This is a genomic window from Streptomyces sp. SCSIO 30461 (assembly GCF_037023745.1).
Lineage (GTDB): Bacteria > Actinomycetota > Actinomycetes > Streptomycetales > Streptomycetaceae > Streptomyces.
On record NZ_CP146101.1, the window covers coordinates 6,507,150 to 6,521,665 of the forward strand.

13 protein-coding genes are annotated in these 14,516 nt (G+C 71.4%); 3 read left to right on the top strand and 10 right to left on the bottom strand.

What is annotated here, in order from left to right; genetic code table 11:
• Window positions 1–97: 97 nt before the first annotated feature.
• The 3 genes from V1460_RS29285 to V1460_RS29295 are packed head-to-tail and all read right to left on the bottom strand — an operon-like array spanning window position 98 to window position 2,400.
• Window positions 98–1,099: an adenosine deaminase gene (locus V1460_RS29285; protein WP_338676605.1), complete on the bottom strand. Its 1,002-nt coding sequence runs from the start codon at window positions 1,097–1,099 to the stop codon at window positions 98–100.
• A 10-nt stretch (window positions 1,100–1,109) separates the two neighbouring features.
• Complete coding sequence (locus V1460_RS29290; protein ID WP_338676606.1) at window positions 1,110–2,018, bottom strand: ribonuclease Z; 909 nt, start codon at window positions 2,016–2,018, stop codon at window positions 1,110–1,112.
• Between the two features lie 22 nt (window positions 2,019–2,040).
• Window positions 2,041–2,400 carry a histidine triad nucleotide-binding protein gene (locus V1460_RS29295; RefSeq protein ID WP_338676607.1) on the bottom strand — a complete coding sequence of 120 codons (360 nt, stop codon included), beginning with the start codon at window positions 2,398–2,400 and terminating at the stop codon, window positions 2,041–2,043.
• Between the two features lie 193 nt (window positions 2,401–2,593).
• Between V1460_RS29295 and V1460_RS29300 the strand changes: the two genes are divergently transcribed.
• Window positions 2,594–2,959 carry a hypothetical protein gene (locus V1460_RS29300; protein WP_338676608.1) on the top strand — a complete coding sequence of 122 codons (366 nt, stop codon included), beginning with the start codon at window positions 2,594–2,596 and terminating at the stop codon, window positions 2,957–2,959.
• On the opposite strand, the gene V1460_RS29305 is transcribed toward V1460_RS29300, so the two are convergent.
• The 4 genes from V1460_RS29305 to hrcA form a co-directional block, all read right to left on the bottom strand.
• Window positions 2,869–3,600 (bottom strand): 16S rRNA (uracil(1498)-N(3))-methyltransferase, encoded by a 732-nt coding sequence (locus V1460_RS29305; RefSeq protein ID WP_338676609.1) that lies wholly within the window; start codon window positions 3,598–3,600, stop codon window positions 2,869–2,871. The two genes, V1460_RS29300 and V1460_RS29305, sit on opposite strands and share 91 nt — an antisense overlap.
• On the bottom strand, window positions 3,597–4,706 hold the full coding sequence (locus tag V1460_RS29310; RefSeq protein ID WP_338676610.1) for a nitronate monooxygenase: 1,110 nt from the start codon (window positions 4,704–4,706) through the stop codon (window positions 3,597–3,599). The genes V1460_RS29305 and V1460_RS29310 overlap by 4 nt, the downstream gene beginning before the upstream one ends.
• Window positions 4,707–4,807: 101 nt before the next feature.
• Window positions 4,808–5,941 (bottom strand): molecular chaperone DnaJ, encoded by a 1,134-nt coding sequence (gene dnaJ / locus V1460_RS29315; RefSeq protein WP_338676611.1) that lies wholly within the window; start codon window positions 5,939–5,941, stop codon window positions 4,808–4,810.
• The gene (gene hrcA / locus V1460_RS29320) at window positions 5,942–6,958 is read right to left on the bottom strand and encodes a heat-inducible transcriptional repressor HrcA (RefSeq protein WP_338678255.1); all 1,017 of its coding nucleotides are present in this window, start codon (window positions 6,956–6,958) and stop codon (window positions 5,942–5,944) included. It abuts the gene before it with no gap.
• A 200-nt stretch (window positions 6,959–7,158) separates the two neighbouring features.
• Between hrcA and V1460_RS29325 the strand changes: the two genes are divergently transcribed.
• Both V1460_RS29325 and V1460_RS29330 read left to right on the top strand, forming a co-directional pair.
• Window positions 7,159–7,896 (top strand): MBL fold metallo-hydrolase, encoded by a 738-nt coding sequence (locus V1460_RS29325; protein ID WP_338676612.1) that lies wholly within the window; start codon window positions 7,159–7,161, stop codon window positions 7,894–7,896.
• 47 nt (window positions 7,897–7,943) lie between these two features.
• Complete coding sequence (locus V1460_RS29330; RefSeq protein ID WP_338676613.1) at window positions 7,944–8,750, top strand: DUF3097 domain-containing protein; 807 nt, start codon at window positions 7,944–7,946, stop codon at window positions 8,748–8,750.
• Between the two features lie 142 nt (window positions 8,751–8,892).
• Here the strand turns inward: V1460_RS29330 and hemW are convergent, their stop codons facing one another.
• From hemW to V1460_RS29345, 3 genes are all read right to left on the bottom strand, one after another.
• Window positions 8,893–10,125: a radical SAM family heme chaperone HemW gene (hemW, locus tag V1460_RS29335; protein WP_338676614.1), complete on the bottom strand. Its 1,233-nt coding sequence runs from the start codon at window positions 10,123–10,125 to the stop codon at window positions 8,893–8,895.
• Window positions 10,126–10,265: 140 nt separating this feature from the next.
• Complete coding sequence (locus V1460_RS29340; protein ID WP_407077552.1) at window positions 10,266–12,302, bottom strand: SpoIIE family protein phosphatase; 2,037 nt, start codon at window positions 12,300–12,302, stop codon at window positions 10,266–10,268.
• A gap of 275 nt (window positions 12,303–12,577) precedes the next feature.
• Window positions 12,578–14,467, bottom strand: a complete 1,890-nt coding sequence (locus tag V1460_RS29345) for an AMP-binding protein (RefSeq protein ID WP_338676616.1) — start codon at window positions 14,465–14,467, stop codon at window positions 12,578–12,580.
• Window positions 14,468–14,516 lie beyond the last annotated feature (49 nt).

The window sequence follows — 14,516 nt, forward strand, 5'->3', positions numbered from 1 at the left end:
GGCACAGCGGGCCGCCTCGCTCTCGCGCCAGGCGTGGCAGGAGGAGCGGGCGACCTTCAGCACCCGGCACAGCAAGACGATCGGGTACGTCGCCTTCTCAGGAACCGCCGAACTCGTATGTGTCCACCGCGTCCAGATACCGTCTGCGCCGTGGCTCGTCGTGGTCCAGGAAGGATGCCTCGAACGAGTTCCGCGCGAGCTGCCTCATCTGCTCCCGGTCCAGGCCGAGCGCCTCGCGCACCGCGTGGAAGGTGTCCCCGACATAGCCGCCGAAGTACGCCGGGTCGTCGGAGTTGACGGTCACCAGCAACCCGGCGTCCATCATCGCGCGCAACGGATGGTCCTCCAGGGTGTCCACGGCACGCAGCCGCACGTTCGACAGCGGGCACACGGTCAGCGGCACCCGCTCCCGTACCAGCCGCTGCACCAGCTCCGGGTCCTCCATCGCGCGCAGACCGTGGTCGACGCGCTCGACGCCCAGGATGTCGAGGGCTTCCCGGATGTACGCGGGCGGGCCCTCCGCACCGGCATGGGCGACCTTGCGGAGCCCCAGGGACTCGGCGGCCGCGTAGACCTCGCGGAACTTGGCGGGCGGATTGCCGGCCTCCGCCGAGTCCAGGCCGACCCCGCTGATGTGGTGGAGATACGGCTTGGCGGCGTCGAGCGTGGCCATCGCGGAGTCGGCGGACCGGTCGCGCAGGAAGCACATGATCAGCTGGGTGGAGACGCCGTGCCGCTCGTCCGCGCGGTCCAGAGCGTGGGCGAGCCCCTCGACCACCGTCCCGATGGGGACCCCGCGGGCGGTGTGCGCCTGCGGGTCGAAGAAGATCTCCGCGTGCCGTACGCCCTGCGCCGCCGCCCGCGCGAGATAGGCGTCGGCGAGTTCGGTGAAGTCCTCGGCGGTGCGCAGCACCGCCATCAGCTCGTAGTAGAGGTCGAAGAAGGACTGGAGGTCGGTGAAGAGATACGCCTTGCGGAGGTCTTCGGTCCCGGTGTAGGGGAGCGCGACCCCGTTTCGTGCGGCGAGGTCGAAGGCGAGTTCGGGTTCGAGGGTGCCCTCGATGTGGAGGTGCAGTTCAGCCTTGGGCAGTGGAGGCATCGGTGCTCGCTCAGGGTGCGCGTTTGGGCAGGGGTAGGCGGACAAGGTCCTGGGCCACGGAGAGTTCGCCGTCGAAGCCCGCCGCGCGGGCCTGCCGCTCGAACTCCCAGGGGTCGCTGTAGCGCTGGGAGAAGTGCGTCAGCACGAGGTGCCGTACGCCTGCGTCACGTGCCACGGCTGCGGCCTGCCCCGCGGTGAGGTGGCCGTGGTCGGTGGCGAGTCGGATGTCATCGTCGAGGAAGGTGGACTCGATGACGAGCATGTCGCAGCCGTCGGCGAGTTCGTAGACCCCCTCGCAGAGACGGGTGTCCATGACGAAGGCGAAACGCTGTCCCCTGCGTATCTCGCTCACGTCTTCGAGGGTGACCCCGCCCAGGGCGCCCTCACGCTGGATGCGGCCCACGTCGGGGCCCTTGATGCCGTGCGCGGCCAGCCTTTCGGGGAGCATCCGGCGGCCGTCCGGCTCTGTGAGGCGGTAGCCGAAGGACTCCACGGGATGGGAGAGCTCGCGCGCTTCGAGCGTGTACGAGGGCGTGGTGGCGAGCACCCCGCCGTGGGCGACCGGGTGCTCCTCGATGCGGACGGTCTCGCGGTAGGCGGTGGCGTACCTGAGCCGTTCGAAGAAGCGCTGCCCGCTTGCCGGATAGTGCGCGGTGACCGGGTGCGGGACCTGGTCCAGGTTGACGCGCTGGATCACTCCGGCGAGGCCGAGTGAGTGGTCGCCGTGGAAGTGTGTGACGCAGATCCGGTTGATGTCGTGCGCGGCGACCCCGGCGCGCAGCATCTGCCGCTGCGTGCCCTCACCCGGGTCGAAGAGGATGCCTTCGCCGTCCCAGCGGAGCAGATAGCCGTTGTGGTTGCGGTGCCGGGTGGGGACCTGGCTGGCAGTGCCGAGGACGACCAGTTCGCGTACGGACACGGGTGGCTCCGCGTCTCGCCGGCTAGCCGGGAGGCCAGTTGAGTCCACGGCCGCCCAGTACGTGCGCGTGCGCGTGGAAAACGGTCTGCCCGGCGCCGGAGCCGGTGTTGAAGACGACACGGAATCCGGTCGTGTCGACCTTCTCGTCGGCAGCGACCTGGGCCGCCTCCCGCAGTATGTCGGCGGCGACGGCGGGCTGGGCGGCGGCCAGGGTGCCGGCGTCCGGGTAGTGCGCCCGGGGGATCACCAGCACATGGGTGGGCGCCTGGGGGTTGATGTCGCGGAAGGCGACGGTCGTCTCCGTCTCACGGACGACGGTGGCGGGCACGTCCCCCGCGACGATCTTGCAGAACAGGCAGTCGGCTTGCGGTTCTCCCGCCATGGCCCGGCCCCTTCCCGACTCCGGTGATCAGTATGTGCGCATGCTATCCCCGGAGCGGCGGATGGGGTTCCCCCGCCCATCCGCCGCGCTCGCCCCGTCGCCCGGGACAGGACCAGGGCCTCTCGAGCAACCCGACGGGGTCTGCCGCCAGATACTGTCGCTGTCCCGTGAGGGGACGGGGTCCCGGCTGCGTATGGTGTTCGAGGAAGGGCCGCAGCTGATCGTGTCCGGTGCCTACTGGCACGACGGACTGGTCGCGCGCAGCAAGGGCGAGGCGCTGAACCTCAATGAGCCGGGAGTGGTGCGGCGGTTCCTGGACGCGGCGCTGGCGGCCGGGGTCGATGCCCCGGCCGAGGTCGACGGGTGGGCGATCTACGACATGCTCGTGCACCCGTCGGGACCGACGGCGCACCCGACCGGAACGGCGACACGTCCGTCGGGACCGACCCGTCCGCAGCGTCCGCCGGGTCAGGACCAGCGGCCGGTGCGCCCCAGTAGCAAGGCGGACGCGGCCGTGCCCGCCGTCGACGTGCGCAGCACGCTGCGGCCGAGGCGGTAGGGCTTCGCGCCCGCTTCCGCGAAAACCGCCAGCTCCTGCGGGGATACACCTCCTTCGGGCCCGACGACCAGCACGATGTCCCCGCTCACGGGGAGTTCGGCCGTGGCGAGCGGCTCGGCGCCCTCCTCGTGGAGCACGGCAGCGAAGTCCGCTCCGGCGAGCAGCGCCGCCACCTGACGGGTCGTCGCGGTCTCCGTGACCTCGGGGAACAGCAGGCGCCGGGACTGCTTGCCCGCCTCGCGCGCCGTGGCGCGCCACTTGGCGAGGGCCTTGGCGCCGCGCTCGCCCTTCCACTGGGTGATGCAGCGAGCCGCCGCCCACGGCACGACGGCGTCCACACCGGTCTCCGTCATGGTCTCGACGGCGAGTTCGCCGCGATCGCCCTTGGGCAGGGCCTGGACGACGGTGATGCGCGGCACGGGAGCCACCTCCGTGCGCACCTCCGTGATGGCGACCTCCAGCCGGTCCTTGCCCTCGACGGCGGTGACGGTGCCGTATCCGCCGCTACCCCGGCCGTCGGTGAGTACGACCTCCTCGCCGACGCGAAGGCGGCGTACGGACACAGCGTGGCGGCCCTCGGGGCCGTCGACGGTGACGGTGCCTGCGTACACCTGGTCCACGAGGAACACGGGAGCGGTCATGAGGGGTTCCTCAGGGTAAGGGAGGCGCTCGCGGCGGCCGTTTCGGCGGCGAGCAACTCGGTGAGTCGGGCGGCGGGCAGTTCACGGGCCAGCCGGTGGCCCTGGCCGGCCCAGAGGGCCATGCCCTGCGGGTCACCCGCCTTCGCCGCGGCCTTGCGAAGGCCGGCGGTGATGTGGTGCACCTCGGGGTAGGCGGCGGGGGCGTACGCTCCGTGCTCGCTGACGAACCGGTTCACCAGCGCCCGCGCGGGTCGGCCCGTGAAGGCACGGGTCAGCGCGGTCCTGGTGAACACCGGACTGGTCATGGCCTCCTTGTGCAGCGGGTGCGCACCGGACTCCGGGCAGACCAGGAACGCGGTACCGAGCTGGGCGGCTTCGGCTCCCGCCGCCAGCACCGCGGCGATCTGGCTGCCGCGCATCAGCCCGCCGGCCGCGATCAGCGGCATCGGCACGGTCTCGCGGAGCCGCGCGATCAGTGTGAGCAGTCCGGTGCCGGAACCGTCGAGTGCGGGATCGTCGCGATGCGTGGCCCGGTGGCCGCCGGCTTCGATGCCCTGCGCGCAGAGTGCGTCGGCCCCTGCGAGCCGTGCGGCCTGCGCCTCGTCGACCGAGGTCACCGTGACGACGGTGCGGGTCCCGGCGCGTCTGAGCGCCGCGACGATCGCCTTGCCTGGGCAGCCGAAGGTGAAGGACACCAGGGGCACCGGGTCGTCGCGCAGGATCGCCAACTTGGCCTCGTAGCCGTCGTCCCGTCCGGAGTCCGGGTCGCCGAGGGGTGTCTCGTACCAGGCCTTCTCGCCCGCGAGTTGCTGCTGGTAGACATCGACGGCGGCCGGATCGGCGTGCGCCGGGTGCGGTATGAACACATTGACCCCGAAGGGCTGCCTGGTGAGCGCGCGCAGCTGCTTGATCTCCTGGTACATGCCGTCCGCCGTCTTGTAACCGGCGGCGAGGAAACCCAGCCCACCGGCCTCGGACACGGCTGCCGCGAGCTCAGGACCCGAAGCGCCGCCCGCCATGGGGGCCTGCACGATCGGATAGCGGCAGAGACCGGACAGTGCATACGGCTCAGTCGGCACAGAAAGCGCGGACGGCACGGAGGACATGCCCGCATGGTGCCATGTCCCGGTGCTCCGGCCGAATCCTGCCGGATCCAGCGCCCGTGCAGCAGGGGGCCCTCGACTGCGAGGACCCCCAGCCGGCGGCGTCAGCGGCCGTTGAACGCGTCCTTCAGCCGGGAGAACAACCCCTGCTGGCCCGGCTGGAACTGACCCATCGGCCGCTCCTCACCGCGCAGCTTCGCCAGCTCTCGCAGCAGCCTCTCCTGCTCCGGGTCCAGCTTCGACGGGGTCTGCACCTCGACATGGACGATGAGGTCACCGCGTCCGCCGCCGCGCAGATGCGTCACACCACGGCCGTGCAGCGGGATCGACTGCCCTGACTGGGTGCCGGGCCGGATGTCGACCTCCTCCATCCCGTCCAGGGTCTCCAGCGGCACCTTGGTGCCGAGGGCGCCTGCGGTCATCGGGATGGTCACCGTGCAGTGCAGGTCGTCGCCGCGCCGCTGGAACATCGCGTGAGGCAGCTCGTGAATCTCCACGTACAGGTCGCCGGCCGGGCCGCCGCCGGGGCCGACCTCGCCTTCGCCCGCGAGCTGGATCCGCGTGCCGTTGTCCACACCGGCCGGGATCTTGACCTTCATCGTGCGGCGCGAGCGCACCCGTCCGTCGCCCGCGCACTCCGGGCACGGGGTCGGCACCACGGTGCCGAAGCCCTGGCACTGCGGGCACGGGCGAGAGGTCATGACCTGGCCGAGGAAGGAACGGGTGACCTGCGAGACCTCGCCGCGGCCACGGCACATGTCACAGGTCTGCGCCGAGGTGCCGGGGGCCGCGCCCTCGCCGGTGCAGGTGTTGCACACGACGGCGGTGTCGACCTGGATGTCCTTCGTCGTGCCGAAGGCCGACTCGCTGAGCTCGACCTCCAGCCGGATCATCGCGTCCTGGCCGCGCCGGGTGCGCGAGCGGGGACCGCGCTGGGACGCGGTACCGAAGAAGGCGTCCATGATGTCCGAGAAGTTGCCGAAGCCGCCCGCGCCGAAGCCTCCGGCACCACCGCCCGAGCTGGACAGGGGGTCTCCGCCGAGGTCGTAGACCTGCTTCTTCTGCGGGTCCGACAGCACCTCGTAGGCGGCGTTGATCTCCTTGAAGCGCTCCTGCGTCTTCGGGTCCGGGTTCACATCCGGATGGAGTTCCCGCGCCAGCCGCCGGAAGGCCTTCTTGATCTCGTCCTGGGATGCGTCGCGGCGCACGCCGAGTACGGCGTAGTAGTCCGTGGCCATTTACGACTCCGCCAGGATCTGTCCTACGTAACGTGCCACTGCGCGTACCGCTCCCATCGTTCCGGGGTAATCCATGCGGGTCGGTCCGACCACGCCGAGTTTTGCGACGGCTTCGTCGCCCGAACCGTAGCCGACGGCGACCACGGACGTGGAGTTGAGTCCCTCGTGGGCGATCTCATGCCCGATCCGGACCGTCATGGCGGAGTCCTTCGCCTCACCGAGCAGCTTGAGCAGCACGACCTGCTCCTCCAGCGCCTCCAGGACGGGCCGGATGGTGAGCGGGAAGTCGTGCCCGAAGCGGGTCAGATTGGCGGTGCCGCCGATCATCAGGCGCTCCTCGGTCTCCTCCACGAGGGTTTCGAGCAGCGTCGAGAGCACCGTCGAGACCGCGCCGCGGTCCTCCGGTTCGAAGGATTCCGGGAGGTCCTGCACGAGCTGCGGCACGTCGGTGAAACGGCGGCCGACAACCCTGCTGTTCAGCCGGGCCCGCAGATCGGCGAGCGAGGTCTCGGAGAACGGCGCCGGGCAGTCCACATGGCGCTGCTCGACCCGCCCGGTGTCGGTGATCAGCACCAGCATCAGCCGGGCAGGGGCGAGGGCCAGCAGCTCCACATGCCGCACCGTGGAACGGGTGAGGGACGGGTACTGGACGACGGCGACCTGCCGGGTCAGCTGCGCCAGCAGCCGCACCGTGCGCGCCACCACGTCGTCGAGATCGACGGCGCCGTCAAGGAAGTTCTGGATCGCCCGCCTTTCGGGGGACGACAGGGGCTTGACGCCCGCGAGCTTGTCCACGAACAGGCGGTAGCCCTTGTCCGTGGGGATCCGGCCGGCGCTGGTGTGCGGCTGGGCGATATAGCCCTCGTCCTCCAGCACGGCCATGTCATTGCGCACGGTGGCGGGCGACACACCCAGCTTGTGACGCTCGGTGAGCGCCTTGGAACCGACCGGCTCCTCGGTGCCGACATAGTCCTGGACGATGGCACGCAGCACCTCGAGCCTGCGTTCGCTGAGCATCGTGCGCACCTCCAGCTGCGGTTCATAGGCGGTTCGGTCGGTGTGATCTGGCACTCAACACGGTGGAGTGCCAAGGGCCCCCCGGCCAGTGTACGGCCGTGGGGTACACCCCGAGCAAGGGCGACCGGCGGCGAACGCGTCACGGACGCCATCAGGCTTTTCGCTGGGGTTTCCTCACCGTACGTGGATAGCGTCGCCTCATGGACGTCAGTTGGGAAGACTTCGGCTGGGAGCGCATCGGCGCAGGGGCAGGGCGGCGGCGGCTGCCCGTATGGGACGCCACCGCGGCAGTGGTGGCCGGAGATGACGCCGTACTCCTGTACGACACGGGCAGCTCGCTCCGCGAGGGCGGCGAGCTGCGGACCCAGATCGAGTCGCTGCTGGGCGGGCGGCGTGTGACGCATATCGCGCTAAGCCATCCGCACTTCGACCATGTATTCGGTACGGCGGCGTTCTCCGGAGCGCGGGTGTATGGCGCGGTGGGGCTGGACCAGCTCATGGGAACGGCACACCAGCGGGAGGGGCTGCGCGAGGACGCCGTCCGCCAGGGTGTGACACCGGACGACGCCGCCGAAGCGGCTGACGCGCTGGTGGCTCCGCGGCACGTGGTCAGCGGCGAGTGGACGCTGGACCTCGGTGGACGCCAAGTCCTGCTGGCGAACGTGGGGCCCGGTCACAGCGGCCATGACCTGGTGGTGCTGGTTCCGGACACTGCGGGCGGCCCCGAGGTCGTGCTCTGCGGTGACCTGGTCGAGGAGTCGGGAGAGCCCCAGGCAGGCTCGGACGCCGTCACCGCGCAGTGGCCCGCGGCGCTCGACCGGCTGCTGGCGCTGGGCGGGGACGACGCGCTGTACGTGCCCGGGCACGGGGCGGTCGTGGACGCGGCTTTCGTACGCGCGCAACGGGACCGGCTGGCCCGGCGGTTCGGGGTGTCCTGAACCGGTGTCCCGGTCCGGCGCGCCGCCGAGCCGGTAGCGTCTGCCCAATGCGCAGCTACAGCCCTGATCTGACGCCCCCTTGGAAAAGGTCCACCCCGGTGCCCGAGGTCCCCGCCGAACGCGACCTGGTCGTGGAGGAGGCCGGAACGGGCTTCTGCGGCGCGGTGATCCGCTGTGAAGCCGGCACGGTGACGCTGGAGGACCGCTTCGGCAAGCACCGGGTGTTCCCTATGGAGCCGCGCGGTTTCCTGCTGGAGGGCAAGGCGGTCACGCTGGTCAGGCCGCCTTCGGACGCCCCGGTACGGCCCACCCGCACGGCATCGGGCTCCCTCGCCGTCCCCGGGGCACGGGCTCGGGTGGCAAGGGCGGGGCGGATCTATGTGGAGGGGCGGCACGACGCGGAACTGGTCGAGAAGGTCTGGGGCGACGACCTGCGCGTCGAGGGCGTGGTCGTCGAGTACCTGGAAGGCGTCGACGACCTCCCGGCGATCGTGGCGGACTTCGCGCCGGGGCCGGACGCACGGCTCGGGGTGCTCGTGGACCATCTGGTGCCGGGCTCCAAGGAGTCCCGTATCGCCGCGTCCGTATGCGACCCGCATCTGCTGGTGGTCGGGCATCCGTACATCGACGTCTGGGAGGCGGTGAAGCCTTCCTCGGTTGGCATCTCGGGCTGGCCTTCCGTACCGCGCGGGCAGGACTGGAAGACCGGGGTGTGCCGGGCCCTGGGGTGGCCGGAGAACACGGGGGCGGCCTGGCAGCACATCCTGTCGAAGGTGGGCAGCTACCGGGATCTGGAGCCCGCGCTGCTGGGACGGGTGGAGGAGCTGATCGACTTCGTGACGGCGGTGGACTGACTTTCCGACGGCGGTGGGCCGGCTTCCCGACGGCGGTGGGCCGAGAACGGGCCCCGTCCGGCCCCACGCGGGCCGAGGTGTCGCCGGGGTGCCCGCAAGGGCCGGGGAGCGGAGCGTCGGCCATTCGGACCGTTCGGCCCGTTCAGTCGACGAGGTCTCGGACCACCGCGTCCGCGAGCAGCCGCCCGCGCAACGTCAGCACCGCCCGTCCCCGCTCGTACGGCCCGGGTTCGAGCAGCCCGTCCGCCAGGGCACGGCCCGCCGCCGCAAGGCCGTCGGGGCGCAGCAGGTCCAGCGGGCAGCCTTCGCGCAGTCGCAGCTCCAGCAGGACACGCTCGACCCTGCGGTCCTCGTCCGGCAGGATCTCCCGTCCCGCGCCGGGTGAGCGGCCATCGGCGATGGCCGTCGCGTAGGCACCGGGGTGCTTCACGTTCCACCAGCGCACGCCGCCCACGTGGCTGTGCGCGCCGGGTCCCGCGCCCCACCAGTCGGCGCCGCGCCAGTACAGCTCGTTGTGCAGGCAGCGCCCGGCCGCGGACGTGGCCCAGTTCGAGACCTCGTACCAGTCGAAGCCCGCCCCGGACAGCACCTCATCGGCGATGAGGTAGCGGTCGGCGTGCACGTCGTCGTCGGTCATGGGCACCTCGCCGCGGCGAATCCGGCGGGCGAGCTGGGTGCCCTCCTCGACGATCAGGGCGTAGGCGCTGATGTGGTCGGGACCGGCGCCGATCGCGGCGTCCAGAGAGGCCCTCCAGTCGTCGTCGGTCTCCCCCGGGGTGCCGTAGATCAGATCGAGGTTGACGTGCTCGAAGCCGGCCGCGCGTGCCTCGGCGACACAGGCCTCGGGGCGTCCGGGCGTGTGGGTGCGGTCCAGGACCTTCAGCACATGCTGCCGGGCGCTCTGCATCCCGAAGGACACCCGGTTGAAGCCGCCGGCCCGGAGCTCCGCGAGATAGGCGGGGTCCACGGACTCCGGGTTGGCCTCCGTGGTGATCTCGGCGTCATCGGCCAGGCCGAACTCCTCGCGCACCGACCCGAGCATTCGCACCAGGTCGGCGGCGGGGAGCAGGGTCGGCGTACCGCCGCCGACGAAGACAGTACGTACCGGGCGGGGGTCGTCGCCGAGCACCTTGCGGGCGAGCCGGACCTCGTCGGCCAGGGTGTCGGCGTAGTTGTCGCGGGAGGCCAGCACGCCTCCGCTGCCGCGCAGCTCGCTCGCGGTGTAGGTGTTGAAGTCGCAGTAGCCGCAGCGGGTGGCGCAGTACGGGACGTGCAGATAGAACCCGAGGGGCCGGTCGCCGGCGCCCGTGCGGGCGTGCGGCGGCAGCGACCCGTCCGCGGGCATGGGCTCACCATCGGGCAGTACGGAAGGCATGGAGACCATTGTCCGCCACCCGTGGAGTGCACCCGGACGCACCGCCGGGGAGACGCTGTCCGGACCCGGCGGCGCTGGGCGGGGACGGTGCCGGGCCAGGCGGGACCCGGCGGTGCTTGGGCGAGGCCGGGTAGGTGCGGTCAGCGTGCCTGGAGCACCAGCAGAGCCAGATCGTCGCCGGGCGGGGTCTCCGCGAAGGTGTGCACGGCCAGCCTTATGCGGTCCGCGACTCCTTGGGCGCTCAGACCGGCGCACTCGGCCAGCGCCCGGGCCAGACCGTCGGAGTCGTCGAACATCCGGGAGCCGGAGCGCCGCTCCGTGACCCCGTCGGTGACGCAGAGCAGGGTGTCGCCGGGCTCCAGCACGAAGGTCTGACTGTCGTACTCCGCGTCTCCGACCACGCCCAGGAGCAACTGGGAGGCGCCTGCCGGGCGTACCGTGCCGTCCGGGCGCAGCAGGAGCGGGAGCGGGTGGCCCGCGCAGGCCAGGGTGCAGCTGACCCCGCCGACCGACAGCGGTGCGAGCTCCCCGTACAGCAGCGACAGGAACCGCGACTGGGGGCCGTCGGGAACCGGGCCGCCCGGGGCCACCGCCATGAGCGCCGCCGCCTCCGCCGCCTCCATGGCGTCGTCGAGCAGCAGGTCGTTGAGGCGGTCGAGCACCTGGCCGACCTGGTAGCCCTCGCGGGCGAGCAGCCGCAGCCAGGGACGGGCGAGACCGGTGACGACGGCGGCTTCGGGGCCGCTGCCCTGGACATCGCCGAGCATGAAGCACCAGCGACCGCCCTTCCCGGCCGGGAAGATGTCGTAGAAGTCGCCGCCCGCGAGGCCATCGCCGCTGGGCTCGTACACGAGTGAGCTGTCGACCCCCGGGATCTGGGCGACCTGGGCGGGGAGCAGCCCGCGCTGGAGCACCCGACTGATGGTGGCCTGGCGGGTATAGGCGCGGGCGGCTCCGACGGCGAGTCCCACCCGGCGGGCGAAGTCCTCGATCAGCGCGGTCGCCTGGTCGGGGATGCCCGCGCAGGCACCCGCCTCGTGCTGCTCGCCCGTGAGGGCACCCTGGTGCACGCCCTCACGGGCGAGCACCAGGGTGCCGAGCGGCCGGGCCCCGGCGGCCAGCCGCAGGGCCATGGCGGTGCCGCCCGGGGCGTCCGTCCCCGGGCCGCTTTCGGGTGTCTCCGGGTGCGGCCATGCCACGGGGACCGCCACGGCGGTGGACCCGGCCTCACGCGGCAGCCGGGGCGGGTCCTTGAGCAGCGCCGCACGCAGACCCTCGATCCGGGACTCGTCGGCGTGCCAGACCTTGGCGAGCCGGGGTACCGGACCGGCCTCGCCGTCCAGCCACACGGCGCACCAGTCGGCGAACCGAGGCACCAGCAGCTGCCCGGTGAGCGCGGCGACCATGTCCTCGTCCAGCTGGCCGGCGAGCAGATCGGACGCCTCGGCGAGGAAGGTCAGTGCTCCACGCCCGGTCCAGCCGGGGTGGTCGTCGCCCTGCCCCGGCGGGGTGCGGGGCGGCGGTGGGCTCTCAGGGAGACCCCTGGCGACCCCGTAGCCCCCTTGGCCGCCTGGCACCCCCTGGACACCGTGCTGGAAGACCGTCGTCCCGGCCGGGGCGCTCAGGGGGAGGTCGACACCGCCGAGCGGCAGCTTCGCCCACACCGCCTTGCGGCCGGTGCGGTACGTGATCCCCCAGGACCCGCTCAGCGCGGACACCAGGCGCAGCCCGCGGCCGTACTCGTGCTGGTCCGCCGCCGCGTCCGGCTCGGGCCCCGGGTCGGCGGCGTGTCCGCGTACCGTCCGGGCCGGGTGCTGGTCCCCGACCTCGACGACGAGACACGGCGGATCGTCATCGGTCGACGCGTCCAGGCGTACCAGCACCTCCACGGTGGTCCCGGCGTGCACCACGGCGTTGGTCACGAGTTCGCTGACGACCAGCGCGGTGTCCTCGGCCAACCGGTCTGCGCCGCGCACGGGAACCGTCCCGAGCCGGGTCCACTCTGCCAGTGCCGCGCCCACGAACCGCCGTGCGGCCGAGGCCGCTGCCGGGTTCGCGGGCAGGCTGGTGCGCGCCGCGGCACGTACGCCGCCGCGCTGTGCGAGGAGGTGCCTTGACCGCCGGGCGGCGGTCGCCGCGGCTGCCGCGGTGTCCTGCTGTGTCGGTACGGACCCCACACTCGGCTCCTGTCCGGCTCCGTGTTGCCCTGCGCCGGCAAGCGCCGACGTGTACTGCCGTGCGCTGCCATGTGAACGACTGACGACAACGACAGGGTGACAGACCGGACTCGTCCATAAGCACGGAGTCATCGAAGTGCTCGATATGAGCACACCCGGATGAAGGAATTCCGCGTTCCGGAGCGGGAGAGAAACGGCGCGGGCGCGACGAGGAAATGCCCCTCGCCGCGCCCGCGGTGACCGTACCGGAGCCGCCGGGCCCCGCTGGTGGACTGCTACGCCTCTCGCGAACCGTCGTACATCGATTCGATGAGGTCCTTGTACTCGCGCTCCACGACGGGCCGCTTCAGCTTCAGGCTCGGCGTCAGCTCACCGTGCTCCACATCGAGGTCGCGGGGCAGCAGACGGAACTTCTTGATGGTCTGCCAGCGCTGGAGGCCCTCGTTGAGACGCTTCACGTAGCCCTCGATGAACTGCACGGTCCCCGGGGCGGCGACGACCTCGGCGTAGGACTTGCCGTCGAGACCGTTTTCCTTGGCCCAACCGAGGATCGCGGGCTCGTCCAGAGCGATGAGGGCGGTGCAGAAGTTCCGGTCGGCGCCGTGGACCAGGATGTTGGAGACGAACGGGCAGACCGCCTTGAACTGGCCCTCCACCTCGGCCGGGGCGATGTACTTGCCGCCGGAGGTCTTGATGAGGTCCTTCTTGCGGTCGGTGATCCGCAGATAGCCGTCGGGCGAGAGTTCGCCGATGTCGCCGGTGTGGAACCAGCCGTCCGCCTCCAGGACCTCGGCGGTCTTCTCCGGAAGCCCGTGGTAGCCCTGCATGATGCCGGGGCCGCGCAGCAGGATCTCGCCATCGTCGGCGATCCGGACCTCAGTGCCCGTCAGCGGCTTGCCGACCGTACCGGTGCGGTAGGCCTCGGCCGGGTTGATGAAGGAGGCGGCGCTGGACTCGGTGAGTCCGTAGCCCTCCAGGATATGGATGCCCGCACCGGCGAAGAAGAAGCCGATCTCGGGCGAGAGCGCGGCCGAGCCGGAGACCGCGGCGCGCAGCCGTCCGCCGAACGCCTCGCGGAGCTTGGCGTAGACCAGGGCGTCGGCGACCTTGTGCTTGGCCGTGAGACCGAGGGAGGCGGAGGCCTTTCCGGTGCGGCGGAAAGTGTCCTGGCTCTCCTTGGCGTAGGCGCGGGACACGCCCGCGGCCCACTGGAAGATCTTGTACTTGGCCGCACCACCCGCGCGGGCCTTGGCGGCGACGCCGTTGTAGACCTTCTCGAAGATCCGGGGCACGGCCGCCATGTAGGTCGGCTGGACCACCGGCAGATTTTCGATGATCTTGTCGACCCGGCCGTCGACTGCGGTCACGTGCCCGAGCTCGATCTGGCCGGAGATCAGCACCTTGCCGAAGACATGGGCCAGCGGCAGCCACAGGTACTGGACGTCGTCCTTGGTGAGCAGACCGGTGGAGGCGATGGCCTTGGCCATGTAGGACCAGTTGTCGTGCGGCAGCCGGACACCCTTCGGGCGGCCGGTGGTGCCCGAGGTGTAGATGAGGGTGGCGAGCTGCTCGGCGGTGATCGCCTCGACCCGCTCCTTGACCGCGCTCGGGTGCGTGGCGAGGTACCGGTTGCCGCGCTCCTCCAGATCCGCGAGGGAGACGACCCAGCCTTCCGGGTCCTCGTCCGACGGCTCGACGCCCGTGGGGTCGATCACCACGACATGCTTCAGGTTCGGCAGCTCGGCGCGCCGCTCGCGGGCCTTGGCCAGTTGCTCCGCGTCCTCGGCGACCAGCACACGGCTCTCGGAGTCGGCGAGGATGTAAGCGGACTCCTCGGCGTTCGTCTGCGGGTAGACGGTCGTGGTGGCGGCGCCTGCGCAGAGGATGCCGAGGTCGGCGAGGATCCACTCGACACGGGTGGCGGAGGCGAGCGCGATCCGCTCCTCCGGCTGCACGCCCAGGTCGACCAGGCCCGCGGCGATCGCATACACCCGCTCGGCGGCGTCGCTCCAGCTGAGCGACTTCCAGTCATCGGGACCCTGTCCGGAGGCCGCGGGCACCGGGTACCGGTACGCCTCCGCTTCGGGAGTGGCCGCCACCCGCTGGACGAAGAGAGTCGCCACGGATGGCGGTCGGTTCTCGATCAGGGTCTGTGCGTCGGTCACGACATCCTCCGGGCCTGCTGCTGCGGCGTTGCTGCATGACTGGCTGATT

Bases quoted from the DNA above. Each gene is read 5' to 3' on its own strand.
- hrcA (WP_338678255.1), bottom strand. From the start codon at position 6,958: ATGCTCAGCGAACGCAGGCTCGAGGTGCTGCGTGCCATCGTCCAGGAC.
- V1460_RS29305 (WP_338676609.1), bottom strand. From the start codon at position 3,600: ATGACCGCTCCCGTGTTCCTCGTGGACCAGGTGTACGCAGGCACCGTC.
- V1460_RS29330 (WP_338676613.1), top strand. From the start codon at position 7,944: ATGCGCAGCTACAGCCCTGATCTGACGCCCCCTTGGAAAAGGTCCACC.
- hemW (WP_338676614.1), bottom strand. From the start codon at position 10,125: ATGCCTTCCGTACTGCCCGATGGTGAGCCCATGCCCGCGGACGGGTCG.
- V1460_RS29325 (WP_338676612.1), top strand. From the start codon at position 7,159: ATGGACGTCAGTTGGGAAGACTTCGGCTGGGAGCGCATCGGCGCAGGG.
- V1460_RS29310 (WP_338676610.1), bottom strand. From the start codon at position 4,706: ATGTCCTCCGTGCCGTCCGCGCTTTCTGTGCCGACTGAGCCGTATGCA.
- V1460_RS29295 (WP_338676607.1), bottom strand. From the start codon at position 2,400: ATGGCGGGAGAACCGCAAGCCGACTGCCTGTTCTGCAAGATCGTCGCG.
- dnaJ (WP_338676611.1), bottom strand. From the start codon at position 5,941: ATGGCCACGGACTACTACGCCGTACTCGGCGTGCGCCGCGACGCATCC.
- V1460_RS29285 (WP_338676605.1), bottom strand. From the start codon at position 1,099: ATGCCTCCACTGCCCAAGGCTGAACTGCACCTCCACATCGAGGGCACC.
- V1460_RS29300 (WP_338676608.1), top strand. From the start codon at position 2,594: ATGGTGTTCGAGGAAGGGCCGCAGCTGATCGTGTCCGGTGCCTACTGG.